Source organism: Thalassotalea euphylliae, assembly GCF_003390335.1.
GTDB classification, from domain to species: Bacteria; Pseudomonadota; Gammaproteobacteria; order Enterobacterales; family Alteromonadaceae; genus Thalassotalea_F; species Thalassotalea_F euphylliae_B.
In genome coordinates this window covers 953,131-979,095 of record NZ_QUOU01000001.1, presented here as the reverse complement: position 1 = coordinate 979,095, position 25,965 = coordinate 953,131, and the positions used below count along the sequence as shown (strand labels likewise).

The following is a 25,965-nucleotide window of genomic DNA, read 5'->3' as shown; positions in this document are numbered from 1 at the left end:
AACGGGAAAGTGTTTGTGATACGCTTGCAAGCGATAGCATGAATATTGGGGCAGATGTGGAAACTGCAAGCTTACTCGTATCAAATTTTATTGCTTTAACGCTAGATGCCAGCCCTTGGCTGCTGTTGGGTTTGTTAATTGCTGGGTTAATGAAAGCTTGGCTACCAAGCCAATTACTGGCTAAACACTTAGGCCAAGGCAATAGCGCGATTGTTAAGGCCGCGTTAGTCGGTGCCCCTTTGCCCTTGTGTTCATGTGGCGTTATTCCCGTTGCGACTGAGCTAAAACGCAGCGGCGCATCATCGCCGGCAACCTCATCGTTTCTCGTCGCAACTCCTGAAACCGGGGTTGATTCAATTACGGTATCTTATGCCATGCTTGGGCCATTTTTCGCGTTATTCAGGCCTGTTTCCGCCGTTGTTTCAGCCATTGCAACTGGTTTTTTGGTAAAAACAGCAAAGCCACTGACAGAACCTCAAAGTAAGTCTGCACAAGCTAAAGGCAGTTGCTGCCATAGCAAAACGCAAGTAGAGGAAGTGCATACCACTGAAACTGCCACCAGCTGCTGTGCATCAACACACGACAAGGCCACAGAAAAAAGTGCTGGTCAGAAAACGCTACAAGGGGTGAGGTATGCCCTTACCCAATTAATTGACGATATCATTAAGTGGCTGTTGGTCGGTTTACTCTTCGCCACCTTAGTCAAAACGTTTGTGCCGACGGAATTACTGACCACTTATGGCAGCGGCATTCCTGCCATGCTGCTGATGATTTTAATTTCAATTCCCATGTATATCTGCGCAACGGCTTCAACGCCTATCGCGGCGGGCTTTATTTTTGCCGGCATTTCGCCTGGAACGGCTCTGGTATTTATGATGGCAGGCCCTGCCACCAATATTTCAACCTTAGGTGTAATTAAAAATGAAATGGGCGCTTCGGTTTTATCGCGCTATCTAGCTGGCATTTCCGTGTCTGCCATTGCTTTTGGTTTATTGCTCGATGAACTCGTGAAAATACTGAATATCGATATTAATCAGCAAATGCAGCACAGTCATGAATTATTGCCGCTATGGCTAAGCGCAGGTAGTGCACTGCTAATATTCACCGCAGCGATTAAACCTATTCGCCGCAAAATACTGAATTAATTAAAGTCAAACATGGCGTTAGGTTATCAATCTGATAAACTGGCGCTGATTTTATAATAAACAGTTGATCAACACTAAATATCAACACGCTAGGACAAATAGTGGATTTTATCGACATTAGCACTTTATTTGCGGCCTTTTGTTATTTACTCGCAACCGCTTCTATTCTCACTAAGTTATTTGACAGCAAAGGCCCTAACCCTATTTGGGTAATGCTTTGTGCTTGCCTTGCCATAGTGCCACACACGCTGCTAACGACAGATTTACTCATGTCTGGCAGTAGCATCAATTTTAGTCTGCCGAATGTGGTTACCTTGGTCAGTGTGATCATCACTCTCTCAATTACAGCGACCGCAATTAAGTACCGCTTGAACTTGTTACAGCCTGCGGCCTATGGCTTTGCAGGTATATGGCTATTGTCGAGCTATTTTCTGCCCGATGCCGCCCACAAACCTTTAACCATCTCAGAAATGGCCGTGATCAGCCATATCACCTTGTCTTTAATTGCCTATTGCGTGTTGGTTATTGCTTGCTTGTATAGCTTTCAGGTGGCCTACATCAATATGAAACTCAAGTCGAAAAACCTAGCTGCGGTTAATCACCTACCGCCACTTATGCTGGTGGAAAGGCAACTCTTTGGGGTTTTAGCGGTGGGCACCATTGCACTGGCGGCGACAAACTTAACCGGTTTTGTTTTTCTAGACGGGCTGTTCAGTGGTGACAATGCTCACAAAACCGTGCTCTCAATCAGTGCACTCGTGATTTACGCAGTCATTTTATGGGGGCATTATCAAAAAGGATGGCGTGGCCATCGGGTGTTAACCTTAACCATAGTCGCAACAGTACTACTGACTCTGTCATACTTCGGTAGCCGATTTGTGAAAGAATTTATTATCCGCTAGTGTCTTGAACAAGAGTTTAAGGTATAACGGTAAACTGATTTTGGCGTCGCGCTTAAAATCAAGGTGTTTGGCAACATAGGACCCCCTTTTTGGACAACATTTCAACGAGTATGCTTTTTATTTTGTTGGGCATACTGCTATTTATTTCAGCCTATTTCTCAGGCTCAGAAACTGGCATGATGTCGATTAACCGATATCGACTCAGACATTTAGAAAAACAAAAACATCGCGGTGCAAAACGCGTTAGCGCTCTGCTAGATAGGCCCGATCGCCTAATTGGCTTGATCCTTATTGGCAATAACCTAGTGAACATTGCCGCCTCTGCCATAGCAACCATCTTAGGTATTCGTTTATTTGGCGATGTCGGTGTCGTTTACGCAACATTTGCGCTCACACTTGTCGTGCTCATTTTCGCTGAAGTGACACCCAAAACCCTCGCAGCGCTATACCCAGAAAAAGTAGCCTTCCCGAGTTCGATTATTCTTACAATACTGCTAAAGATACTTTACCCGCTCGTCGTGCTCGTAAATGCGATTACTAATGGCTTTTTAAGCTTATTAAGAATTAGCTCTGAGCAACGTGAGCAGCACAGTTTAAGTACTGAAGAACTAAGAACTGTGGTGAATGAATCGAGCGCGCTATTACCTGAGCGTGATCAAAATATGCTAGTGGGCATTTTAGATTTAGAAAAGGTCACCGTTGAAGATATTATGATACCGCGCAATGAGCTTGTGGGTATCGACATCAACGAAGACTGGAAGAAAATTCAAAAGCAGTTAACGCAATCAAATCACACCCGTGTGCTCTTGTATCGAGACAACATTGACGATGTTGTTGGCTACGTGCATATGCGTGATGCACTGCGCTTATTATCGAAAAACCAATTTACCAAAGCGACATTGCTGCGCGCTGTACGGGAATTGTATTTTATTCCTGAGGGCACCCCGCTCAATGTTCAACTCCTTAAATTTCAGCACGCGAAAGAACGTTTGGGCTTAGTTGTTGACGAGTATGGTGACATTCAAGGCTTAGTGACGCTTGAGGACATCCTAGAAGAGATTGTTGGCGACTTTACGACAACAGCAGCACCAGCACCTTCTGAAGAAGTTCATCATCAGCCTGATGGCTCCTATTTAATTGATGGCAGTGCCTCAATTCGCGACATCAATAAGGAAATGTCTTGGCATTTACCCACAGACGGGCCGAAAACGCTTAACGGCTTAATCATTGAGTATTTGGAAGATATTCCACAAGCGAAATTAAGCGTAAGGATCGCCGGCTACCCTGTAGAGATCGTTGACGTAAGCGACAACATGATCAAAACCGTGCGCATCATCCCTGAACACTTTTCAGGCGAAACCCCAGAAGAATAAAGGGATACGAGCAATAGTACAAATTTTGCTACTATTGCTCAATTAACCTACTACGCCTGTAAAAACCCAAAGGATCTAAATTTCCACCGAATTGATTCTTTGATCGACACCCTACTGATCATTTTTACAGATATTATTACCCATTCGAGCAAACACCTAGACCACAGAATGTTAGCCACAAACTTATCCACAGGCTAAGCAGTTATTCAACTTTCCACATTTTCTGTGGATAACAAATGCGACCCCGTAAAAATATTGGCCTTGGCTTTTGCAATGTTTTTTTCATAAAAATATCATATTTTTTCACAGGATTTTTTCGCTCAAATTAGCGCCACTGGTAGACCAGAATTGATGATTAGAAGGTAAACACCTTTGGTGCAATAACCCTGCAAGCAGCGTATAAATTTTCTCAACGGTGGGGGAATAAATGTGGTGATAACAAACCAGTTAAGTCAATACCTAACTAAATTGCATTACAGCTAGGTTAAGAGAGAGCTAAAAGAAAGCTGATAGAAGGCTATGAACTAGCCAACAGCATTTGCACCTTATAATCATCACAACAGACAGGTTTCACAACGCGCGGTAATCTCCCCTTTCCCCTCTCCCTTTTCTTTGAAGGTATTACGCAATAGAGAGGCATAAAAAGCCAATTAACTAGATGCATATATAAAGTCATTTCAGTAATGCTCAAACAGGCTATAGAGTTTGCCTGAGCCATCAATACCAAAAGCGCCAATTGATAGCTAATTGATAGCTCACTAGTGACACGAGTGCATGCTGCATTACTCCTATTCCCAGCCAGACCCAAATAGAGAAAAGTTCACACTGCTTAATGGCAATTATTAACACTAATTGCTAGTGGGGAGTATGAGAGCCCTTATATACGCCGACAGGATGCTAGATGACTAGAAGCAAGCTGAGTTGGTTGAACGAATCAGATAGTTTAGGGGGCTAGCTAGCTTCATTTCTCAAAAGCCAAAAAAAAGCCCCGCATAACATGCGAGGCACAAAAAGCTCAATTTATATGCTTTAGGGGGAGAGCTTTAAATAGCAATTGTATTAACTATAGCCCTTGTCTAGCTTTAGTTCGAATTTAGTTTAGCTTTTGTGCTTGCGAACAAAGCGACTGATAATTTCACCATTGCAGTAAATCGCATCGATATTCTTATACTGCGCTTCTGCAGCTTCTAAGCCATTAACGACTGCATCACGGCAGATTTGTGAGGCGAGCGCTTCATCTGCTGCAACAAATTTGAAAACCACATCTTTTACTGACAATACAGCCTGCTCGTCATACTTTGCAGCAAAGCGGCTTAACGATGTTTCGTTACAGTATGTTTTGCGTTTTACTTCGCTGTACTTCATGCCAAGCGAGCGTGCTACCGCTTTTGCTTGGGCGATACCACCTTGCGCAGCGGCCATGCAAAGTTGCGTTTCTGCCGTTTGATCTAAGGCTCTAAACTCAACCTGACTAACTTTTGCAGACGCCGCAAAAGAAACAGCTAATGTTAATACAGCAACTAATAATGATTTCATGGCACACCTCATATACAACGTTTCAATAAAGACGAGTTGTTTAACTCAATTGCTGATTAGTTTATAGACTCTTTACTCTAATGTAAATTAATTATGTAATTTTATTTCATTTTAGGTAAATAAATATCAAAAACGCTTGGTTATATGTAATAAAACAACACAAAACACCAAGCAGCAATAAAAACCTTTAAAATATGACAATTAAGACAGGTAAATAAATTTCACCCATTCTTATAAAAGAGCTAAAACCGCAAACAAAAGAGTATTTTTCGTACAAAGCGAGACATAACGATTACTTTATGATGTTTTTTGGAAGAATATTACAGAATAACGGTATTGTGATAACAAGAGTTCTTAACTGACATATGGCACACTTGACTGCCTCTTACTACCCATCAAGGCTCCCTGCTCTATTCATTACCTCAGAAAGCTATAGGCGTTAATTCCGTATGAGACTGGAATAAGTATGTTAGAGTAAACACACTAGTAGTACGCCAATTCGATTTACGTTGCTGCCCTACTCCCCTCAAAAAGATAATGGAAATGGCAGTAAGCCAAAGGGTTAATGGAATAATGCTGTCCAAGCTAAATTACACAAATGAAGACTATGCTATTCAATCCAGACTTAACGAGTTATTCATTGAGTTGCTAGAGTGTGCAAAAGATAAAGTATTTCCTTATGGAAGAACGTCAAAGGATATTGTACTCGATGGCATATACCCCAACTTTTCCCACCAAAAATGCAAAATATTGTATATAGGCCGGGAGTCTTTAGGGTTAACTGGAGAAAATTATATAGATTTGATGCATCACGCATACAAAGTCGACAAGAGGATAGGAACGCAATCTCTAAATCAACACCAGCTACACTCGCTTAAACTCTCAATAGCATATGGACTCAACCAGAATTGCTGCTCATGGCAAGAGATCCCCCAAGCTACGGAAATTGCAAAAACTTTCGCTAGCGAGCAAGGTGTTAGCTATGCCTTTATGAACTTGTCAAAATTAAGCAATGAGTCTGACGATTGGGCTGTTGATTGGCAATTAGTTGATGGATTTATTGACGCTTTCAAAAATTCAGAGATTAACTTTTTCTCAAAGCAAATTGATATTATTCAACCAGATATCATTATAACGATGAATTTAGAGCAAAGATTGCAAGTTCTTGGTCAAATTACGCCTCTTGAGTACGGTAGCAAAGCTAGCTACTACCTACTAAAAACACCGGAGCGAGAGTATAAATTATTCGATTTATTCCACTTCTCAGCCATTGGAAAATCGCGAAATGAATGTTTTTATACGCCAGTAGTGCAAGGAATTAAGAGATTCACTAGTAACTACATTGAAACTATCAGCAACGATCGATTAGGTCTTTTGCCTAAAATAAACTGCGCTCTTCTTAGTTGGAATGACAGAAACTAAAAAGCCGCTAGTGCGGCTTTTGTTTTATCTTTGAGTCGTTAGCGCCTTACCTTAATTTAACTTAGTATGACCATACTCATTAAGCATATTGGGCAAAATTAAACTAGTTCATTGCCAAGCGCTGTTGATAATCACGCTCTTTTTCAACGTACTTAGTCCACTGCTTGGCAGTTTTGGCAACATCTTTAAAGTTTTGAGCATTAGCAAATGAGGCGATCGCATCATCATAATTGCCCAAGTTAAAGCTTGCCATGCCTAGTGCTAAGTGCATATTACCTTCATTGTCTAAATCACCGCGTTTAAGTGCCGTTTTTGCGGAATCAATCGACTGTTGCCATTTTTCCGTGTTTAAGTAGGCTTGCGCTAGTTGCTCATCAAACTTGCCGTTTTCAGCAATTTCAGCGCCTTTGATCAAGGCCGGAATTGCTTTGTCGTCTTCCTTGGCCATCACATAGGCTTGTGCCATTAGCTGAATGCGTTTTTCATCGGCAATGACAATACCTTTAGCAATCGAGTCATCCAACAGTTTTGCCGCTTTGTACGGTAGCTGATTAAACAAATACAATTGGGCGAGCATGATAATATCGCTAGATTTACTGATATAGCCTGCCTGCCATGCGGTTTCCATCGCACCAAGTTGTTTCTTCTCTTTGCCAATTTCACCGTACATGCCCGCTAATTGGATCCAGTACTGTGGCTTTTGGTATAAACGCACTAGCTCTTCCATCACTTGAGTCACCTTTTCAGGCTGTTTCAGCTCGTAGTAAGCTGCACGTTGCAGAATTAACCAGTTTTCCTTCGGTGTTTCGTCTTTCGCTTTAACCAACTCAATGGCGGCATTGATGTGATTAAGTGCGTCCGCATATTTTTTGTCTTGATAATAGACCTGAGCGAACAAAATATGCTGGGCTGATTGTAGTTCTTTTGCATTATTCATTTGCCACTGCTGTAAGAAGCCAAGCGCCTTACCATAGTCTTGTTGCTGCATTGCTAATTGAGCAAGCGAGTAAACGGTTGATAGGTAAAGCGACTCTGGGATGGCTTCTTGAGCGATAACATTCTCGAAACTAGTGATTGCATTGGCGATATCGTCATTACCGTAATGCATAAAGCCATAGAAATTCCACATCATGGCTTTTTCATAGCTGTTAAGCTGGTTAATGCGCGCTTTTACATCGTCCAATACACCAAAACCAGCCGCTTTGTCGCCACCATCAGCCAATTGCTGAGCGCGGGCGAGTTGGGTGTATACGCGATTTCGCATCGCTGGCACTTTCTTAGAAACGCGCTTGGCTGGCGCTGCCTTTTGTTCAGCGGTATTAGCCGCCTTAGCAACTCCGCCCAACAAGTTGTCGCTTACCACTGGTGCACCGTAAAGTACACCAGCGGCTACTAAGGACATGATTAGCTTTGATTTGTTCATGAGCTGCTCCTATCCGTCAATTTGGAATGTAATTTTGTTTTGTACGCCAGCCACTTCTACTGCAGTACCGTCGACGACTCGAGGTTTGTACTTAAACTTGAGTGCTGCGTCGACTGCCGCGCGGTTGAAGATATCTGCTGGCTGAGCTTCGACGACTTTCGGGTCGCGTACTGAGCCATTCGTGGTTACGGTAAATTCAACAATCACGTAACCTTCAATACCACGAGACTGCGCACGACGAGGATAAATTGGCGCCACTTTTACAATCGGTAAGTAATCGCCATCACCGCTGTCTAAGCTCAAACCACCTGCTAGGCCAGTATCAGCGCTCACATCAGCGGTAAACGCTGTGCTGATTGCATCTGCGTTCGGGTTTGCCTGCTGCATTTGCGGTTGCTGCATTGGTGGCGGTGGAGTTTGCGGCTTAGGTGGCTTTTGAGGTTTACGCTCTTTCTTTTGTACCGTTTCTTCTTTCTTTAAACGAATAAAGTCGAGCACGTTACCACGTGGTGGTTCAGTTAACGCGTCTTTACCACCAGTGATCAAGGTTTGCATACCCCAAAGCAAGACAAAGGTCACGCTAACAGCAAGCGCTAACGCGATGCCGTAACGTGGTAAAGCGCTTGGTGCTAATGAGTTTGTAGCGCTGCTATTTGACGTTACACTAGTGCTCATCGATTATGCCTCTTGAGCAGCAATTGATACATCAAACACACCAGCGGCGCGAGCAGAGTCCATAACTTTGATCAGCACATCCGTGGTTGCTTTTTTATCAGCTTGAATGACCACTGTCCCTTGTGGGTTTTCTGCTTTTAAGCGTTCAATGTTCGCTTGTACGGCACGCACATCAACACGACGTTTGTTGATCCAAATTTCGCCCTTGTCACTAATCGCAACAAGAATGTTAGCGCGCTCTTTTTTGACTGCTGTCGCAGCTTCTGGACGGTTAACTTCAATACCCGCTTCTTTAACGAATGATGCGGTAACGATGAAGAAAATAAGTAGGATAAATACCACGTCCAGCATCGGCGTCATATTAATTTCTTCTTGTTCTTCCTGTTCTTGTAAAACTTTTGCTAATTGAGAACGCATAGTTCTAACCCTTATTTTGGCTCCAGCTTAATGCTGAAGCACAAGTGAATCTTCTAATTGCTCGGTTCTGCGTTTGGTTTTGCGTTGTAACCAAGTCACCACAAAAACACCCGATAATGAACCGACCATACCAGCCATGGTTGGAATAGTGGCGCGAGATACCCCTGACGCCATTGAGCGCGCATTGCCGCTACCAGAAATTGCCATTACGTCGAATACTTGAATCATACCCGTTACGGTTCCCAGTAGACCTAGCAGTGGACATAGCACGACTAGGCTCTGAATCAAGGCTACATTCTGATTAAGCATTTCCGTTAAGCGCGATACTTGCGCAATTCGGATTTGCTCAGCATGCCAGGAGCTTTTATCGGCTCTTGCTTGCCAGTTGGCAATGACTGATTTTTTAATGCCGTTGTACGTTTTTAAGAAAAAAAACAAACGTTCGAAAATCAGTAACCACATAAGGCAGATAACGCCGGCGATCACGGTCAATACCTGACCACCGGTATCAAGAAACGCGCTGATACTATTCATCATTTCGATGAATATAATCATGTTTACGCTCCTTTCTCTGCACGCTCTGCAACAATGCCAGCGCTTTGCTGCTGAAGAATATTGATAATGCCACGGCTACGTGTGGTTAAGATGGTTGAAATAAATACCATAGGAATCGCTACAACTAAGCCAAGTACTGTGGTAACAAGCGCTTGTGAGATACCGCCAGCCATTAATTTCGGGTCACCTGTACCAAACAAGGTAATTGCTTGGAAGGTATTGATCATACCGGTTACTGTACCTAGTAGACCGATAAGCGGTGCGACCACTGAGATGATCTTGATCATGGTTAAGCGTGAGGTAAGCTGGGGCACTTCTTTTAAAATACGTTCAGAAAGTTTTAACTCTAAGGTTTCTACATCAACGTCTTTGTACTCTTCTTTTGCCATTAGCACACGGCCTAGCGGGTTATCGTTAGAAGGCGTTGCCGTTTTAAGCTGACGGTTAACTTTGTTGCCCACTAGGAATAATGCGATGAAGCGCTCTAGCGCAATAAGTAAACCAATCGCACCAATCGCCAAAATCACGTAACCGACAGGGCCACCTTGGTCAACACGCTCTTGCGTATCAGGCGCCTGTACTAACAGGCTTAAAATTGAACCACCTGTTGGGTCTAACGCAAATGCTACTTGTTGCGTGCCTTGTGAAGGGTTAGCTGCAGTCATATCAGCCGCAGTACCTAAGTAACGACCAGAAGGCTGACGAATGAGCTCAGCAACACTGCCTGTCTCACTGATAAATTCTAGGTACTTGTTGTTCGCCACTAAGTTGAAGTTACCAATACGCGTCACGGTTGCTGTTTGTTTTGAACCGTCAGCTAACACTACTTCGCGATCGAAACGCACTACTTTTGCACTTTCCGTCATTTCACGTTGTAATTCGAACCAGATCTTTTCAATTTCTTCAATTGATGCAAGCTTTGACGAAGAACCCATAGACTGAGCAAACTCATCTAAGAACGCTTCACGGCCAGGGATTTGTGCAGAAATAACTGAGTTTTGGAATTTGCTTTTGGTATCGCCAGCCACTTGCTGGAGTACACCGAATAGCTCTTTTAACTCACCTAAACGCTTGTTTAACGCGTCTTGGCGATTGGCTAATTCAATTTCGTTGTTTTGGAAGCTAGCTTCTAGCTCAGTACTTAGCTTGATTTGGTTGTCACGCTCGTTAGTCGCATTTGCTAGTAACTGGTCTTGCTCAGATTTACGGGCCATAAAGTCAGCTTCACGCTGTTTATTTTGCTGAGTTTGTGCAACTTTACCTTGCGCTAATTGCTCAAGTAATTGGTCTAGGCTAGTAGCTTCTTGAGCGTTAGCAGCAAAAGCAGCAGAAGTTAGGGTTACTGCTGCCAAGAAAGTTGAAACGTGCTGTTTAACACGGTTTAAAGATTTCATTTTCAGAGTAACTCCCATTAATTCAAGGTATGAGCTTTTGCGGCTGAAGGCTTACTTACGTTAACCGGCACAACGACGAGATCCGGTGCTAATTGTTTGCGGGCAATGCGTAATGCCTTGTTAATGTCTGTGCGGTAGCCAGCGTCTAGGTCGTCCCAGCTTTTGGTGTCTGTGTTCCAAGCGCCCATGCGTGAACCGTCGCGCGTTTGATAAATGTATGCAACGCGGCCAATGCGTAAGAAATCAACATCCATTTCTCTGCCATCTAGCTCAAGTAAATCGCTGTACGCTTCAATCGTGCGGCCGTAATCTACTTCTACTTGATAGGCTTCCATCACACGGCGGAATTTTTCAGAAGCAGAGATATCAGCGCGCTCCATCATTGCTTTTAAGTTAGCAACGCGGGTACTGCGCTCTTCTGCCAGGAAAGGTACATCTAATGAAATAAAGGCTTCTAGCGTATCAATCATACGCGCCATAAGCGGTGATACTTGACGCTCAATAATGCTTACTTGCTCCATTGAACTTGCTAAGTCTGCTAATTCCGTTAGCTGGTTATCAATTTGCTTTTGCATTTGACCGTTATAAACGTTCAAACCATCAATTTCTTTGTTAACCGCTTTAAACTGCTGAAGCTTGCTTTGAATTTGATCGGCAATTTTATCGATTTTTTGTTGTGATTTGCCGGCAGATTGGTTGATTTCCTGGCCTGCTTGCACCGCTCGATCTAGCTGCTCAGACTGAGCAGCAATAGCAGATGATGCCATGCTTGCCATACCCACAAACAACCCAGCTTGCGCCAGTTTTGACAATTTCATAAGAATAAACCTTAGAGTATTTAATAAAATGCGTTACTTGTGTGGTGAAGCACACGACTAACGAATAAAGCTATAAAAATAGATGGTACGAATTTTAAGTTTGCAATGTGACGTTTGTGTTTCGGCAATGTTTCACCTTTATTAAATTACAGTAAGGTGACGTTTTTCTTACCATTTTCAAAATACCGTAATAAAAGTCTTCAACAGGCATTGGCTAGCATAAATCCCGCTTATTCAATGAGTTTTAGGAACTATTAATTTTTCTTTAGGTCGGATAACTTAGTGAAATGGCGGTAGATTAAGTGGTACTGAGTCAAACAGCTTTACTCGATGCTGCTACTTGCTGCTCGCATAACAAATTGAGAGGGAGAAAATAACAACCAATGGAAGTTAAGAAATCATTATTCAAAGGCTTATTGGTTTGCTGCCTGCTAACCAGCCTGATCGCTTGTTCATCTATGTCGTTTGTTGGCATGTATAAAATGAGTCAAATGGATCCTATGACCATAGATCCTGCGCAAATTCGCGTTGCGCTAAAAACTGACCAGACTGTTGAAGTGAAAAAGGGCGCCGCTACCATCACTTTTCAATATCAGAGCGAAGATCAATCGATCAATATTGATAAAGTATTTGAAGTGGTAATAGACCATCAAAACGAAGCGGCGTATGCCCTGTTTGGTAAACTCAAACCGACAGAAATTGTTACGTCACTTTCATTAACGCCCGAAGACGCAAAACTGTTCCGCCAGTTCCAACAAACCATAGCTAATCACAAAGCTAACGATGGCAAGGGCACTGGCTCTTTTGGTTTAGGGCTCACGGACTTTTGTTTACCTGATCCCATGCCTAATACCAATTGAAATAACTACTTAATCATTCAGCGAGAATTAAAAGGCTTAGAGGCACAGGTTATATGCTCCATGCATAACCTAAGTACCTACATCCATGTAGGCAAGGCATTAATTGCAGAGAATGGTCGCTCCCTTGTCAAAATTAATAACGCAGCATATGAGCCTTTTAAACTCGCCCTTTGGGAGCGTGGCAGCGTCGCGATAACTACGCCAAATTGATGAGATGTAGAACAACTATATCAACAAAAATTTGGCTTGTTCTCCCACCGCTGACAGCGCTCTGAATTGATCAATTAATTAATTCAATTGGTATAAACGGGAGCTTTTGGTAGATGTCTACCTGCAAACCGATCAGCAAGACGGCTTCTTTAAATTCCTAAGTGATGTAGATATAAAAGAACAGGCAAAAGCGTTGGAAGAAAAAGGTAATTCGTTAAAGTGTCGCGCATAACTGGTTAACGGGCACTTTGGCTAGTATTTAATTAAGCAGTGAAGCAGCTTGGTATTAATTCGCTCAAAGCTGGCTTCACTATTTTTATCTGCGTTAGCTATTTTAGCGAGCGCCACCAGCGCTCACTTGATATGACATTATCTGTGGCGCTGTCTGTGTCGCTATCTGTGGCATTAGCTTTAAAATAAATTAGCGCAAAAAATTCACCAAAAACAGGAGTTGAAAGCTCAACACTATTTTCTTCTGCCAGTTTAGCGATGCGCTCTAATGGTTCATCCCAGTCGTGTAGCGCTAAATCAAAGGTGGCATTATGAATGGGCATCATAACTTTGCCTTGTAAATCCAAATGAGTTTGCAAGCTCTCTTCCGGGATCATATGCACCCCTTGCCACGCTTCGTTGTAAGCGCCCGTTTCAACAAAAGTTAAATCAAACGGACCATACTTTTCGCCAATTTCCTTAAAACCTGAGAAATAACCGCTATCGCCACTAAAAAAGACGTTAGTTTCTGGCGCGCGAATCACAAAGCTTGCCCACAGCGACTGATCGCGATCAAATAAACTGCGACCTGAAAAGTGCTGGGTTGGCGCGGCGATAAATTCGATACCTTGGTAAGTGAACGACTGCCACCAATCCAGTTCAACGATTTTACTGGCATCAACGCCCCATTTGATCAGCTGGTCACCAACCTTGAGCGTAGTAATAAATTGCTTGGTTTTATTTTTCAGCTGAGCAATTGAGTCTTTATCGAGATGGTCGTAATGATTATGGCTGATCAGTACGATATCAACGTACGGAATGTCAGCTAATTCAATTGGCGACTCATGGAAACGCTTAGGCCCTGCCCACTGCACAGGTGACGCCCGTTCACTAAACACGGGGTCAACCAAGATAACTTGCCCGTTAACTTTCAGTAACAGCGATGAATGGCCAAGCTTAACGCCAGTATTATCTGGTGCAGCGAGCACCTCATCAAAAGAGAACTTAGTGACAGGCAAAGCAACCGATGGCATAGCCGCACTTCGCTTACCACCAAAGTGCTTTTTTAAAAAGGTTGCGATGGTTTTTGAGTCAACAATGTACTCAAATTCGGTATTTTCAAACTTTGCCATGAACTTGCTTTGCCCGCATTAATACTTTCGACACTTTCAACACTCTCGCCGTTTATTCACTAGCTCGCTGCTAGTCTTTGGTTAGACAGGCTATTCTAACATTGACTAGGCGTATGCAAATAACACCAAACATAATAAATTATGCGACTGAGTTAATACTCCGCTACAACTCTCGCCACCAGCGGTTGTTTGCTTGTGGATTAGCTAAATCAAAAAACTCACCAAAAATCGGCGTTGCAATCGTTACCTGATTCGACTCTGACAACTGGGTGACGCGCTCAAGTGGTTCGTCCCAGTCATGTAGCGCCAAGTCAAAGGTGGCATTGTGAATCGGCATCATCACCTTACCTTTAAGATCAATATGCGCCTGCAAACTCTCTTCTGGCAGCATATGAATCTCCGACCAAAGCTTGTTATAAGCACCAGTTTCAACAAAGGTTAAGTCAAATGGCCCGTATTTCTCACCAATCTCAGCAAAGCCACTAAAGTAACCACTATCACCGCTAAAGTAGACATTAATATCAGACGTTCTGATCACCCAACTTGCCCAAAGCGTCAAATCACGGTCCATTAAACCACGACCTGAAAAGTGCTGTGTTGGCGTCGCAATATATTCAACGCCATTAACCTGCGTTTTCTGCCACCATTCAAGCTCGGTAATTTTCTCTGCTGCTACGCCCCATTCACGCAAGTAGTCTCCCACTCGCAGTGGCACAACAAACTGACCTACTTTTTCTTTAAGCTGCTTTATCGCGCCTTTATCTAAATGATCATAATGATCATGGCTAATGACCACGACATCAACCTGCTCAATATCAGCCAGTTTGATTGGTGGCTGGTGAAAGCGCTTTGGCCCAGCCCACTGCACTGGCGAAACACGTTCACTGAAGACAGGATCGAGCAAAATAACCTGCTCGTTTACTTTCATTAGCACTGAAGAGTGTCCTAACTTAACCGCACTGTTATCGCGCACGGCACGAATTTCTTCAAATGTTAGCGGTTTAATCGGTAAAGTTGATGGTGGTACAGGTGCAGCACGCTTGGTGGTGACATACGACTTGATGATTTCCCAGAACACACCGAAATGCGTTTCATATTGCGTTTCGGTATTGTGAAATTTTTGCTTTGGTGTTTCAGCTTGGTTAAACCAAGAGAAAATAGACAATGCCATCACTAGACCTCCAATCCAAACTAATTTTGATTTCACTAACTTTGACTCTTTAGCGGCGCTCACAGAACAACCCTTTAAGTAAACTATTCGGTGTAGTTTAATTATCACTCAACCAAAAGTAAACTAAAGAGTGTAAAAAAGAATTGAATTAGTTGTTATAACTAAGAAGTGAAATGACATACACCATTCCCTCAACGCGAAACAAAATAAAAGATTTCATGAGCCCTATATACTCAAACTAATGCCTGGGTAACGCACTTCAAGCGTTTATTCGCGTCACTTTTGTTACATATGAAAAGGTTACATATGAAAAGTTTAGTAAATCGAAAGTCTAGCCTCAAAAAGCGAGTTATTTACTCGGTAAAGTTAAATTAGGGGAGCTAATTAACTGCTGTACAGCTTGATAGGCATTGTCTTGAAAGTCTCGGTTGTCAATATCCGAAAATAGCCTGCCTTGCTCACCAATAACTCCTGTTAACCCGCGTAAACTTGCATAAAACCCACCGCTTCGGAACTCGCTATTGAATAAGCCATCGACATAGCGCTTAGCGCCAGTTTCGATACCGTGCACCTTGCCCAATAACAGCATAAATCGCATCATGGTTTTCATCACTAGCTGCTTAACGAAAGGTAAGGTATTAAAACCGTCAGTCCCAACAGTTGCCCCTGGACTCATGGTAATAAATCTAAGGTTTGGGTGCTGACGTGCCATTGCTGACATCCACATAGCTGCCATATACTTGATTGAACCATAGTGATCTGTAGCATCTTTGTTACCTTTAAACTGGCTGCCCTCAAATAAACTACCATTGGCAATCGCGGCAAATTCATCAACCGATGAAGTTGCCAAATTTGGCCGTTTCATGCCCATTTCTTCAACCCCACGAGCGGCCTCAGAGCCTGCATATAAGGCTGCATATTTAAGCTTTCCTGCTTCAATAAGCTGCTCAGTTAGCAGCGCATGGCCAAGTAAATTCACCGCGAAAATATTAGTCACACCGTCGCTGGTTAGTTGATCGTATTGACGACCACCAGTGCCTCCGGCATTCATAACCAAGGCATCAATACTTTCTGGTAGTCGCTTAACTGCCTGACGAACAGAGTTAAGATCGCTGACATCGATAAGTAAGATTTCGAAAATATTCCTGCCAGTTGACGCCGCTAACTCGGTTTGCGCGGCCTTTGCTTTTTCTTTATTTCGACAGCCTAGATAAATTTTTTCAATGTCTGGCTTGGCAGCGAGTTGTTTCGCTGCTTCTTTACCTAAGCCGGCATTTGCACCAGTTATAAGTACACTTTTAATCATGTTGAATCTCCAAAGCTTTATCTAAATATAAAAACTAAAAAGCGAGGTGCTTTAATGGCAATAAGATTAATCAATCGTCGATTGTGTTTTTTGATATTTCTTGCGGTCTTTAAATTTGCCTTGATAAAACGACCACAAAATTTAAGTGCAACTGAGCGATTAGGTTGGCTTAATACGAGAAGACGAGATACTGAGATGAAGGTCAGAGGCTTAAGTTAAGAGGCGTAAACCTAGTGACGAAAACGATTATTTCAGGTCAGCCACTAGGGATAGCTTTTAGGTTTCACCATTAGGCTTTGGGCACAATGGGAATATTTAAATAAATTTTATTGTTAGGATCTGCATCATTAAAGCTCGCGGGCAATAATTCAAAGTCTGGTTTTTCTGCATACTCATAGTCACTTTTTGGTAACCAGCTTCCCCAAATATACCTCAGGGTATCCTCAAGCTTAGCCAGTGGCCCGATATGAGTGAATCTTGCGTATCGCTGCGCGCTCAATTCACGGGTGATCATGCCCTCTGGCACTTCGCCAAAATTAGCCACTTGCGCCGCGCAAATATAGACAAACGTCGTGTTATCTTCAGTTTCTTCATAGGCTTCGTAAATGCCAAAAAAATCAGTACCGACCCGGTTAGGAATGCTGTTGCGATAAGGGGCAAATGCCGACCAAAGTTTAGGTAAACTCAAGGCGCCATCATCATACTGGCTAGCAATGCCGACAATTTTCATCGCCGGCTGGTCAATAATTTCCGGCGCCATAGTGAGGTTGTTTTGCAGATAATCTAATTCGCTTTCACTAAACGGCTGCTTGTACAAAAGACGAAACGGCTCATTGATTTTGCGATACTGGGCTGGCGTGATGTTAAATTGTGCTTTAAAGGCGCGTGTAAATGCTTCTTGTGAGTCAAACTGACAATCTAACGCTAACTCCAATATGCCAACTTCTTCGGTGAGTAATCGGCGCGCCGCCATTGTTAATCGGCGCTTGCGCAAATACTCTTTCGGTGTGTCTCCAACCAATGCTTTAAATACCCTGCTGTAATGATAGGTGGAATAGTGCGCAGCAGCAGCGATCTGATGAACACTGATTTTCTCATCTAAGTGCTGCTCGATATAGTCGATACTGTTAAAAAATCGCTGCATAACCTTGTCCTGTTGTTCGTGTTAAACCAAAAGCGCGTCATTGTCGGCTAACTCATTTTCGGCGTAATCTTTTAGACCCGCCAGTAGTTTGCCAAAAGCGACAGGAAAGATCAGTCTTAGCAGCGGATAAAACGGGTAAGCCAATATTTTAAGTTGTGGCGATGCTGTCCAAATTACTTGGCAACTAGTGCTGTTAACTGCACGCACTGACATTTGCACATGGTTTTGTTTAAGCGGCACAATTGCAGGGTTGTTTACCGGTAACACGTCAAATGAAATGGTTTTGTTTTGCTCACTAAACTGGGTAATCACCTCTTTCACTTTGGCACCATTTGGGTTCTTACTCAGATCACACATTCGCCCTTGCATTGGTGCGCCTAGCTCACTGTCGCCCGCCCCAATAGCGGCTGAATGAGGAATTGGTCCCATCCATAAGTGTGCTTTATCAAACTGATGGGCAACCAAGTGCCACACTTGTTCAGCCGACTTGTTGATGGTAACTGATTTGGTAATCTTCATAGTAACTCCTTACGCGTTAAATAAAATCTAACTAGCCTTAGCTAATAGCGTTACTGTAAAGATTCTTCGGACTTAATTTTTGATATTTCTTGCGGTATTGATATGAGCAGACAATTTGCATTATTTACAACACATAAAAAAGGCGACCTATGGTCGCCTTTAGAAAATGGATTGGGTTGAGAAGGCTAATCGAATTCCCACTTAAATTGAACATCAAAACCAATACCACGAGTTTCGCTGCGCAATAAGGTGTTATCAAATTCAATTTCTTTTTCTTCATCAAGCAGGTTTTGCACTTTAAATTTCAACTGTGTTGAGAAGGTTGGATAGAAAGTGTAAACCAAGTCTAACGAGTGGAATGGTTGCTCATATGAGTCATCTTTATCATCAATACCAGGGATGATAATACGCTCACCAAACACGTTGTACGCTAAGTTAACTGTGTGGTTACCATTTGGATGATCGTAACCAAGATTAAGGTTAACCACGTATTCAGAATGACCCGTCATACGGCGTGTTGGGTTGGTAATTGATGTCGAAACACCGGTTTGCTCAACCACTTTTTGTGTATCGATTTGAATCTCTGAATCAGATAGCGTTACGTTACCTGACAAGAAAATATCGTTACCAATACCGCCCATAAAGTCGCCCCACAAATTGTGAATGAAGGCAAAGTCTTTCATGAACTCAACCTCAACACCATATACTTCCCCCTCTTCCGCATTGGCGATACGAATAAGCGGAGGACCATCTTGCGCTGGTGATTGCACAGACTCAATCGGGTCAGTCATATCTTTGTAGAATAAACCTACCGATAGGTTTTCACCTGTGTCTAAGTACCATTCCCAGCGTAAATCGTAGTTTTTCACCTTTGTGCTGCGTACCGAAGGTGTACCACCGATAGGGAACTCTGTTAGCGGGTCAATATAGGTTGCTGGTGCGACTTCACGAATATCAGGGCGAATAGTTGTTTCACCGTAAGATGCGCGGAATTGCATGGTTTCATCAAGAATATAGGTTAACGCTAGTGCGCCAAACACATCATCTTCTTGGAATGCTAAAGCTGCTAAATCTTCTACCGTAGGCTCAGCTGGTAAATCAAACTGACCCGTTGCAGGGTCAAGTGGCGCAACCACTTGGCGGAAGTCTTCCCAACGCACACCGCCGCTTAAACGCCATGTGTTGTCAAAGAATACATCTGCTTCAAAGTAGTAAGCATCAATCTTCTGCGCTGATAAGTAATCATCACCCGCCACCGAGGTGTCACGAATAATTTGCTCCGTACCATTTAACGGCTGATTTAAAACAACATCGTCAGTTAAGATCTCGTTCATCTCAAAACCGGATAAATCAAGGCCGTTAAACGCTAGTGTATTGACATCAATACGACGGGCAAATGCTTGACGCGTTTTCTCGATGTAATTTGCACCCGCCTTTAGTTCAACCTCAGTTGTGTCGAACGTTAGCGGTAGCGACACATTAACGAATACGTTTTCAGCATCATCATCTAGGTTTTGGAAAGTATAACGAGAGGCAGTTGTCGCATTACGCAATGAACTTTCGTTTTCTAAATCGAAGACACCGTCTTCATTTTCGTCCGCTAAAATATAGCGAGTTGAAATATTACCCGGTGCATAACGATTTGAGCGTGAGTCTGAATACATCCAGTCAATGCCCAAGAAGTTCAGCTCAGGGAAAGTATGGGTACCGCGCAATTGGTTAACAATCAGCTCACGCTCTTCGTAAGTGACTTCTGAATCGCGAACACGTAATCCGTCAGTCAACAATACATTGTTGGTGTTACCTAGCTTGTCTTTGATTTGGTCTTTAGTGTCATGCAAGATGATTGAGCTAAAATCTAACTTGTGATCACGCAAGTATTCAATACCTAAGTTGAACATGCCTGACCATTTAACCGAGTGCTCAGTTGACACCACATCGTCAAAACCACGCACTAAATCGAATGAGCCGTCAGGGCGAAGTACGAAATCTTGACCTTCATATTCCTCCGATACTTGCCACTCATTGTCGTAAGATAGCGCTGTTAAGAAACCGTAGCGGAAATCACCCGCATCGAAACGGTTACCTAAGGTCAAATCTAAGCCGACATCAGGATCTGGATCTTCTGATTGCGGGTCATAGTCTTTATACAAATCAGCAGCAATCGCGCGATTATCAGCTTGTGATAACTCGCCTAGCGCATCAAAGTTACTCCATAATTGGCGCAGTGCTGCTGGTGCTTCACGAGTACCATCGTCAATACCGTACCAATCGTCGCCACCGCCCTCGTAGGTTAAACCATTTGAACTGTTATCTGTATTGCCACCAATGTTGCCAGCAATATTGAAAACCAATTGCGAAGGAATCGACTTTAAGCGGATATCAACGTTACCACCACCGAAATGCGCTTGCATTGATGGTGAGTAAGATTTTTGCACCGATAATGATTCGATAATTGATGACGGGAATAAATCCAGCGGAATAACAGTACGTGTTGGATCCGGCGATGGTACAGAAGCACCGTTTAAGGTGGTGCTTGAGTAGCGTTCACCTAAACCGCGAACATAGATGAATTTGCCATCGACTAGCGTTAAGCCAGTAACACGTCGAAGAGCTGCGGCAGCGTCGCTGTCACCTGTTCGTGAAATTTGCTCGGCACCTAAGATGTCGGCGACGAACGCTTGGTTTTTACGTTCTTCTATTACCGCACTGGCGGTACCTTTTAAACGACTGACTTTGACAACGACTTCCTCTATTGCCGCTGCTTCGTCAGCTTCCTGTGCCGTCGCTTGAACACCAGCTAAGCCAGACAATACCGCCACAGCTAAACTTGATAATCCAAAGCGCTTAATATTCGTGTTCATTTCAAACCTCTTTAGAATGGCTGACCTGCTAATGCTTGTTGGTCAGTTGCTAAATGGATACTGAGAGTAGAGAGTTCAGGCTAAGATAAAATGCCGCCAACTGAGCGCTGGCGGCAATCACTTATCTCATCAAATCGTTATTCATTGATGGGGCTCAGATTACTCTAGACCAACAGTCCATCCTGCAGTCCAATCGTTGTCTTCTGATACCGCGCCGATGTGGTTAGCGTTGTCGAAGAACGGGTGTGAACCGAAGCTGTATGGTGTGGTTGTGTCGATAGTGTAGATACCGTTAACAACGTCTGCTACGCCAGCTTCTGTGCTGTTATCAGCGTTAACATTTAATACCCAATCCATTAGGTCAAATGCACCTGATGAGCTGTCTTGGCTCTTGAAGTTTTCGCTACAAGCAAATACTGAGTTAGTAATTACTGTGTCGCCAGCGATTGCTTGGTCAACCGTTGTACCTGCTTCTAGCTCTAAACACTCACCTGCTGCGTTAGTGACAACAAAGTTGTGAAGTTGAGCGCGAGTACCTTCACGTAAGTAAATACCTTCAGAGTCTTTGTCAGCAGTATCAAAGCTGTTACCAATAATGGTCATGTTAGCAATCGTTGGATTTGACTGAGGTTGCTTGCTTGGGTTTGAACCATCGTTGTCAGCTTCGATTGCACGGTTAGCTTCGCCGCCGTTTTCATCGTGCTTAACAAGAACGTACTGCATGTTACCGCGGTAACCGTTGTCCCAGTCAACTGAGTCATCTTTGTTTGATGTTAGTACCACGTATTTCGCGTTAACTGCACCACCGAAGAATTCAACACCGTCATCTGCATTTTCGTGTACTTGGATGTACTCAACGGTTGTACCTGAACCTACACCGCCGAAGGTAATACCGTTTAACTCGTTATCTGGTGCGATTTCAAAACCAGCGTGCTTAACTACAACGTAGCGTAAGGTACCTGAGTTATCTTCCCAGTTCTCAGTAGTATCAGCACCACCGAATACAGCACCTTCTTCGACACCTTCTACTTGCAGTGCACAGTCAGAGCCGTCAGATGGACACTTGTTTGAAGGCGCGTTACCCAAGATAACCATACCGCCCCATTGGCCAGAGCCAGTCGCTTCGCCATTAACGTCTTGGCTAGAAGTAAAGGTAATTGGATTTGCTGCTGAGCCTAGTGCTTCAATTTTTGAATCACGGCTAACCACAATGTAGTCACCACCAGAGCGGCCAAAAACGGTTGTACCAGCTTCAATTGTTAAAGTTGCTGAATCAGCTTTGTCGTTGCCCACGAATACCGGGCCGTCTAATGCGTATAAGTTGCCAGACGTTAGCGTTAAGTCAGAAGTGATAGTGCCTGAAATTTCACAGGTTGTGTTACCTGCAACCGGTGCAATCGCCGTAGTACCTGTAGGACAACCTTCTTGCTCAGCTGGTGCAGTAATAACACCACCACCGAAGCCGAATGCCCAACCTTGACGCCAGTCGTTAGTACCGTCGAAAGCACCTTGGTAATCGGTTGAATCAAACCAAGTATCAATTGCCGCTGGATCTTGACCTGCACCCAATAGCGGAGACTGCGCACTAGGTACACCGTTTTCATCAACTAAAATTGATGAACTTACAGCGTTTGAAGGCTCCGCAGTAAACCAAGCAGCTAGATCAAAATCACCTGCGTTTTTGAAGTTTTCGCCGTTAGTACATGCCATGGTGCTGTTTTGCATGACAATGGCACCAGACTCGGCATTAGTCACAGTTTGACCTGCTTCAAATTCTAAACACTCACCCATCTCAGACGGGCCTGTTACTACTGCGTTGTAAATTTTTGCTGAAGTACCTTCGCGTAAGTAGATACCTTCAGAATCTTTATCAGCCGTGTCGAAGTTGTTACCCATAATTGTCATGTTAGCAATAGTTGGGTTAGACATTGGCTCTTTGTCTGGCGTTGAACCGTCGTTATCTGCTTCGATTGCGCGGTTAGCTTCGCCTGCATTCGCTGCGTGCTGTACGAAAATGTGCTGCATGCGACCACGGAAACCGTTATCCCAGTCGATGCTGTCGTCGCGGTTACCGGTTAACACTAAGTGTTTAACATCTACCGCACCACCGAAGAACTCAACACCGTCATCTGCATTCGCGTGAACTTGTAAGAAATCAACGGTAGTACCTGAACCAACACCACCGAATGTCACACCATTTAGCTCGTTATCAGGTGCAATTTCAAAACCAGCGAACTTAACAACAACGTACTTAAGTACACCTGAATTATCTTCCCAGTCAGTACCACCAAATACTGCACCCTCAGCAACACCTTCAACTTGCAGAGCACAGTCAGAACCGTCTGAAGGACACTTGTTAGATGGCGCATTACCTAGAATAACAATACCGCCCCATTGGCCAGCAGTAGCTTCTTCACCTTTAACATCTTGTAAAGAAGTGAAGATAATCGGCTCTTGGCGCGTACCTTCCGCCATGATTTGTGCATCACGATGAACGACAACGTAATCATTACCTGATTGGCCAAATAATACTGTACCTTCTTCAATCGTTAAGGTTGCGCCTGCTTCAACTTCTAACGCACCACTAATGGCGTAAAATACTGGCTTGCTGCCGTCTGATTTAGCTAGTGTCGTATTTTCAGACACTTGACCATCAATCACTTGTACTTGAACGTCAAAACCTACTGCTGCACTTACTTCAGCTGATAATGAAGAAGAAGGGATACCCGGTAAATCAACACCAGTGTCAGGGTTAGTTGGTGCTGGGTTGGTGATGTTAGTGTCACCTACTGAGTTATCAACATTTGAAGAAAGTTCAATATCACCGCCACAACCGGCTAGTACCAAGGCAGCTGAAACTGCACTTATTTTAAATAGGTTTGTTAATTGCATTTTGTTACCTGCTCCGCAGAAATTAGTGTTTACATTTGCATGTTTTAATTAGAATTGCGGCTAATGCTACGAGTGAAAAATGACAGAAATGTTTTGGAAATATGTACTTTTTATTGACGAAAAGTTACAGACAGATGACAGAAATCCAGCAACTTGAGGTATTTAGGCCGTTGCAGACAGTTACACCAGAGATGATTTACCGATGAGTGCAAGCTCAGTGAAACAGTATTAAAGTCTAATATTTCACGATTAGTACAGTTTCATGACAACACGATAAATACAGACTCGCGATTTACATCGCATTATTTATTTACTTACAAGCTCGTCGCTTTTTAGTATCTTACGGACTTATACCAATTGAATTAATTAATTGAGCAATTCAGAGCGCTGTCAGCGGTGGGAGAACAAGCCAAATTTTTGTTGATATAGTTATTCTACATCTCATCAATTTGGCGCCGTTATCGCGACGCTGACACGCTCCCAAAGGGCGAGTTTAAAAGGCTTATATGCTGCGTTATTAATTTTGCTTTGCATGCAAAAAGGAGAATAACCATTCTCTGCAATCAATGCCTTGCCTACATGGATGTAGGTACTTAGGTTATGCATGGAGCATATAACCTGTGCCACTAAGCCTTTTAATTCTCGCTGAATGATTAAGTACTTATTTCAATTGGTATAATAGTAATTTTCTAATCACTTTCTCATCATATCAAAGGGCTAAATATGAAAAAATTGATTGTACCTGTTATGCTATCGGCACTTGCATTTTCCACGCCGAGTTTTGCGAGTCATCCGATGTGCGGTAAAACCGAGCTGGCTGAATTAATGGGCGATATGAAAGACAGCATGAAGGCTGTGAAAAAAGCAGTAAAGTCAGGCAATATTGGTGAAGTATCAAACATTGCAAACAATTTGCTAACCGCCGTAAACCAGTCAACTGATCTAGTGCCTTTAGCGATTAGCGATCAAAAAAGTCTGTCAGCAGAGCAGCAAGCTGATTTCAAAAAATACCAAAAAGGCATGGAGTATTTAAAGTCGGCGGTAACTGAGCTAGCTTCAGCACAAGATTTACCAGCGATTAAAGCTGCCTTAGGTAAAATTGGCAAGGCCAGTAAAAAAGGTCACAAAGCATTTAAAATGGATTGTGACGATTAGCCCAAGCTAGTGAGTTAAATTGTTCAATGACAGTGATAACCAAATTCAAAGTTTGGGATAACTTCACCCGTATTTATCATATGAGCCAGCTACTATTGCTGGCTTTACTTTGGTATTCAGGTGAGCAAGGGGATTTCGAACTGCACTTTCTGTGTGGCTACACTATGCTTGCACTTTGGATCAGCCGATTATTTTGGGGCGTACTGGGTAGCCAAAGTGCCAGATTTAGCTACTTTGTAGCATCACCTAAAACAGCCTTAGGCTGGTTAAAGAGACCGCATCAAGCATTTCCTGGGCACAATCCGTTAGCGGCGTATATGATTATCGCCCTGCTACTGAGCTTAGGTGTACAACTTATCACTGGCTTGTTTGCAACTGATGACGTGCTGGCGGAAGGACCACTGCTTTATACCGTCAGCGATTCACTTGCTGAGTCGCTAGATAGCTTACATAACGAAAATTTTGATGTTTTACTGGTACTAATCGCAATACATATTGTCGCAGCACTTATCCATAGCTGGCGCGGCGATAATGTCATTAAGACTATCATTACGGGCTTTACCCATGTACAGCACGCAACACCTCTAGTGTTTCGTTCAAGTATTATTCCGCTGTTATTGTGGTTAGTACTTGCCCTGCTCTTTGGCTATTTGTGGCTTGGCGAAGCGAGCTATTAAGTTCAGTCTAAAAAAATTTTGCGGCGCGCCGTATACTGCAAGGTAAACACTGCATAGTCAGTACCGTAAAGAGAACACAGTAAACCAATAGCGAAAAAACCAGCGTTAATAAGCTGGTTTTTTTATGCTTAGGAGCTCTTAGAAGCTGACTGATGAGCTGAGCT

22 protein-coding genes are annotated in these 25,965 nt (G+C 43.2%); 8 read left to right on the top strand and 14 right to left on the bottom strand.

Annotated features, from left to right (window positions below):
* Nucleotides 1–38: 38 nt before the first annotated feature.
* The 3 genes from DXX93_RS04360 to DXX93_RS04350 all read left to right on the top strand — a co-directional run bounded on the left by DXX93_RS04360 (nucleotide 39) and on the right by DXX93_RS04350 (nucleotide 3,420).
* Complete coding sequence (locus DXX93_RS04360; RefSeq protein WP_116006996.1) at nucleotides 39–1,145, top strand: SO_0444 family Cu/Zn efflux transporter; 1,107 nt, start codon at nucleotides 39–41, stop codon at nucleotides 1,143–1,145.
* Nucleotides 1,146–1,246: 101 nt separating this feature from the next.
* Nucleotides 1,247–2,047, top strand: a complete 801-nt coding sequence (locus tag DXX93_RS04355; RefSeq protein ID WP_116006995.1) for a cytochrome C assembly family protein — start codon at nucleotides 1,247–1,249, stop codon at nucleotides 2,045–2,047.
* A gap of 89 nt (nucleotides 2,048–2,136) precedes the next feature.
* Nucleotides 2,137–3,420, top strand: a complete 1,284-nt coding sequence (locus DXX93_RS04350; protein ID WP_116006994.1) for an HlyC/CorC family transporter — start codon at nucleotides 2,137–2,139, stop codon at nucleotides 3,418–3,420.
* A gap of 1,098 nt (nucleotides 3,421–4,518) precedes the next feature.
* Here DXX93_RS04350 and DXX93_RS04345 read toward each other — a convergent pair.
* Nucleotides 4,519–4,956 carry a hypothetical protein gene (locus tag DXX93_RS04345; protein WP_116006993.1) on the bottom strand — a complete coding sequence of 146 codons (438 nt, stop codon included), beginning with the start codon at nucleotides 4,954–4,956 and terminating at the stop codon, nucleotides 4,519–4,521.
* Nucleotides 4,957–5,499: 543 nt separating this feature from the next.
* Between DXX93_RS04345 and DXX93_RS04340 the strand changes: the two genes are divergently transcribed.
* Nucleotides 5,500–6,378 (top strand): hypothetical protein, encoded by an 879-nt coding sequence (locus tag DXX93_RS04340; protein WP_116006992.1) that lies wholly within the window; start codon nucleotides 5,500–5,502, stop codon nucleotides 6,376–6,378.
* 103 nt (nucleotides 6,379–6,481) lie between these two features.
* Here DXX93_RS04340 and DXX93_RS04335 read toward each other — a convergent pair whose 3' ends face one another.
* The 6 genes from DXX93_RS04335 to DXX93_RS04310 all read right to left on the bottom strand — a co-directional run bounded on the left by DXX93_RS04335 (nucleotide 6,482) and on the right by DXX93_RS04310 (nucleotide 11,660).
* Complete coding sequence (locus tag DXX93_RS04335) at nucleotides 6,482–7,801, bottom strand: tetratricopeptide repeat protein (RefSeq protein WP_116006991.1); 1,320 nt, start codon at nucleotides 7,799–7,801, stop codon at nucleotides 6,482–6,484.
* 9 nt (nucleotides 7,802–7,810) lie between these two features.
* Entirely contained in the window at nucleotides 7,811–8,356 is a 546-nt protein-coding gene (locus tag DXX93_RS04330; RefSeq protein WP_374188938.1) for an energy transducer TonB, read from the bottom strand.
* Nucleotides 8,357–8,479: 123 nt separating this feature from the next.
* Nucleotides 8,480–8,893: an ExbD/TolR family protein gene (locus DXX93_RS04325; protein ID WP_115999293.1), complete on the bottom strand. Its 414-nt coding sequence runs from the start codon at nucleotides 8,891–8,893 to the stop codon at nucleotides 8,480–8,482.
* A 27-nt stretch (nucleotides 8,894–8,920) separates the two neighbouring features.
* Entirely contained in the window at nucleotides 8,921–9,448 is a 528-nt protein-coding gene (locus DXX93_RS04320) for a MotA/TolQ/ExbB proton channel family protein (protein WP_116006989.1), read from the bottom strand.
* A gap of 2 nt (nucleotides 9,449–9,450) precedes the next feature.
* Nucleotides 9,451–10,842 carry a MotA/TolQ/ExbB proton channel family protein gene (locus tag DXX93_RS04315; RefSeq protein ID WP_116006988.1) on the bottom strand — a complete coding sequence of 464 codons (1,392 nt, stop codon included), beginning with the start codon at nucleotides 10,840–10,842 and terminating at the stop codon, nucleotides 9,451–9,453.
* A gap of 17 nt (nucleotides 10,843–10,859) precedes the next feature.
* Nucleotides 10,860–11,660, bottom strand: coding sequence for a DUF3450 domain-containing protein (locus DXX93_RS04310; RefSeq protein ID WP_116006987.1), 801 nt, complete (start codon nucleotides 11,658–11,660; stop codon nucleotides 10,860–10,862).
* Nucleotides 11,661–12,043: 383 nt separating this feature from the next.
* Between DXX93_RS04310 and DXX93_RS04305 the strand changes: the two genes are divergently transcribed.
* Both DXX93_RS04305 and DXX93_RS20920 read left to right on the top strand, forming a co-directional pair.
* The gene (locus DXX93_RS04305) at nucleotides 12,044–12,520 is read left to right on the top strand and encodes a hypothetical protein (protein WP_116006986.1); all 477 of its coding nucleotides are present in this window, start codon (nucleotides 12,044–12,046) and stop codon (nucleotides 12,518–12,520) included.
* 316 nt (nucleotides 12,521–12,836) lie between these two features.
* A complete protein-coding gene (locus DXX93_RS20920; protein WP_258872586.1) occupies nucleotides 12,837–12,962 on the top strand; it encodes a hypothetical protein in 126 nt (41 codons plus the stop codon).
* A gap of 97 nt (nucleotides 12,963–13,059) precedes the next feature.
* Here the strand turns inward: DXX93_RS20920 and DXX93_RS04300 are convergent, their stop codons facing one another.
* The 7 genes from DXX93_RS04300 to DXX93_RS04270 all read right to left on the bottom strand — a co-directional run bounded on the left by DXX93_RS04300 (nucleotide 13,060) and on the right by DXX93_RS04270 (nucleotide 23,969).
* Complete coding sequence (locus DXX93_RS04300; RefSeq protein WP_116006985.1) at nucleotides 13,060–14,073, bottom strand: MBL fold metallo-hydrolase; 1,014 nt, start codon at nucleotides 14,071–14,073, stop codon at nucleotides 13,060–13,062.
* Nucleotides 14,074–14,236: 163 nt separating this feature from the next.
* The gene (locus tag DXX93_RS04295) at nucleotides 14,237–15,280 is read right to left on the bottom strand and encodes an MBL fold metallo-hydrolase (RefSeq protein WP_181902137.1); all 1,044 of its coding nucleotides are present in this window, start codon (nucleotides 15,278–15,280) and stop codon (nucleotides 14,237–14,239) included.
* A 313-nt stretch (nucleotides 15,281–15,593) separates the two neighbouring features.
* On the bottom strand, nucleotides 15,594–16,550 hold the full coding sequence (locus tag DXX93_RS04290; RefSeq protein ID WP_116006984.1) for an SDR family NAD(P)-dependent oxidoreductase: 957 nt from the start codon (nucleotides 16,548–16,550) through the stop codon (nucleotides 15,594–15,596).
* Between the two features lie 289 nt (nucleotides 16,551–16,839).
* The gene (locus DXX93_RS04285) at nucleotides 16,840–17,694 is read right to left on the bottom strand and encodes an AraC family transcriptional regulator (protein WP_116006983.1); all 855 of its coding nucleotides are present in this window, start codon (nucleotides 17,692–17,694) and stop codon (nucleotides 16,840–16,842) included.
* A gap of 21 nt (nucleotides 17,695–17,715) precedes the next feature.
* Nucleotides 17,716–18,213: an SRPBCC family protein gene (locus DXX93_RS04280; RefSeq protein ID WP_116006982.1), complete on the bottom strand. Its 498-nt coding sequence runs from the start codon at nucleotides 18,211–18,213 to the stop codon at nucleotides 17,716–17,718.
* Between the two features lie 185 nt (nucleotides 18,214–18,398).
* Nucleotides 18,399–21,077 carry a TonB-dependent receptor domain-containing protein gene (locus DXX93_RS04275; protein ID WP_116006981.1) on the bottom strand — a complete coding sequence of 893 codons (2,679 nt, stop codon included), beginning with the start codon at nucleotides 21,075–21,077 and terminating at the stop codon, nucleotides 18,399–18,401.
* Nucleotides 21,078–21,236: 159 nt separating this feature from the next.
* On the bottom strand, nucleotides 21,237–23,969 hold the full coding sequence (locus DXX93_RS04270; protein WP_116006980.1) for a hypothetical protein: 2,733 nt from the start codon (nucleotides 23,967–23,969) through the stop codon (nucleotides 21,237–21,239).
* 723 nt (nucleotides 23,970–24,692) lie between these two features.
* On the opposite strand from DXX93_RS04270, the gene DXX93_RS04265 reads away from it, so the two are divergent.
* On the top strand, nucleotides 24,693–25,124 hold the full coding sequence (locus tag DXX93_RS04265) for a cytochrome b562 (protein ID WP_116006979.1): 432 nt from the start codon (nucleotides 24,693–24,695) through the stop codon (nucleotides 25,122–25,124).
* A gap of 26 nt (nucleotides 25,125–25,150) precedes the next feature.
* Nucleotides 25,151–25,801, top strand: a complete 651-nt coding sequence (locus DXX93_RS04260) for a cytochrome b/b6 domain-containing protein (RefSeq protein ID WP_116006978.1) — start codon at nucleotides 25,151–25,153, stop codon at nucleotides 25,799–25,801.
* Nucleotides 25,802–25,965 lie beyond the last annotated feature (164 nt).

Coding starts and splice junctions, on each gene's coding strand:
- DXX93_RS04360 (WP_116006996.1), top strand. CDS start 39: ATGAATATTGGGGCAGATGTGGAAACTGCAAGCTTACTCGTATCAAAT.
- DXX93_RS04345 (WP_116006993.1), bottom strand. CDS start 4,956: ATGAAATCATTATTAGTTGCTGTATTAACATTAGCTGTTTCTTTTGCG.
- DXX93_RS04340 (WP_116006992.1), top strand. CDS start 5,500: ATGGCAGTAAGCCAAAGGGTTAATGGAATAATGCTGTCCAAGCTAAAT.
- DXX93_RS04335 (WP_116006991.1), bottom strand. CDS start 7,801: ATGAACAAATCAAAGCTAATCATGTCCTTAGTAGCCGCTGGTGTACTT.
- DXX93_RS04330 (WP_374188938.1), bottom strand. CDS start 8,356: ATGCAAACCTTGATCACTGGTGGTAAAGACGCGTTAACTGAACCACCA.
- DXX93_RS04325 (WP_115999293.1), bottom strand. CDS start 8,893: ATGCGTTCTCAATTAGCAAAAGTTTTACAAGAACAGGAAGAACAAGAA.
- DXX93_RS04320 (WP_116006989.1), bottom strand. CDS start 9,448: ATGATTATATTCATCGAAATGATGAATAGTATCAGCGCGTTTCTTGAT.
- DXX93_RS04315 (WP_116006988.1), bottom strand. CDS start 10,842: ATGAAATCTTTAAACCGTGTTAAACAGCACGTTTCAACTTTCTTGGCA.
- DXX93_RS04310 (WP_116006987.1), bottom strand. CDS start 11,660: ATGAAATTGTCAAAACTGGCGCAAGCTGGGTTGTTTGTGGGTATGGCA.
- DXX93_RS04305 (WP_116006986.1), top strand. CDS start 12,044: ATGGAAGTTAAGAAATCATTATTCAAAGGCTTATTGGTTTGCTGCCTG.
- DXX93_RS04300 (WP_116006985.1), bottom strand. CDS start 14,073: ATGGCAAAGTTTGAAAATACCGAATTTGAGTACATTGTTGACTCAAAA.
- DXX93_RS04290 (WP_116006984.1), bottom strand. CDS start 16,550: ATGATTAAAAGTGTACTTATAACTGGTGCAAATGCCGGCTTAGGTAAA.
- DXX93_RS04285 (WP_116006983.1), bottom strand. CDS start 17,694: ATGCAGCGATTTTTTAACAGTATCGACTATATCGAGCAGCACTTAGAT.
- DXX93_RS04280 (WP_116006982.1), bottom strand. CDS start 18,213: ATGAAGATTACCAAATCAGTTACCATCAACAAGTCGGCTGAACAAGTG.
- DXX93_RS04275 (WP_116006981.1), bottom strand. CDS start 21,077: ATGAACACGAATATTAAGCGCTTTGGATTATCAAGTTTAGCTGTGGCG.
- DXX93_RS04270 (WP_116006980.1), bottom strand. CDS start 23,969: ATGCAATTAACAAACCTATTTAAAATAAGTGCAGTTTCAGCTGCCTTG.
- DXX93_RS04265 (WP_116006979.1), top strand. CDS start 24,693: ATGAAAAAATTGATTGTACCTGTTATGCTATCGGCACTTGCATTTTCC.
- DXX93_RS04260 (WP_116006978.1), top strand. CDS start 25,151: ATGACAGTGATAACCAAATTCAAAGTTTGGGATAACTTCACCCGTATT.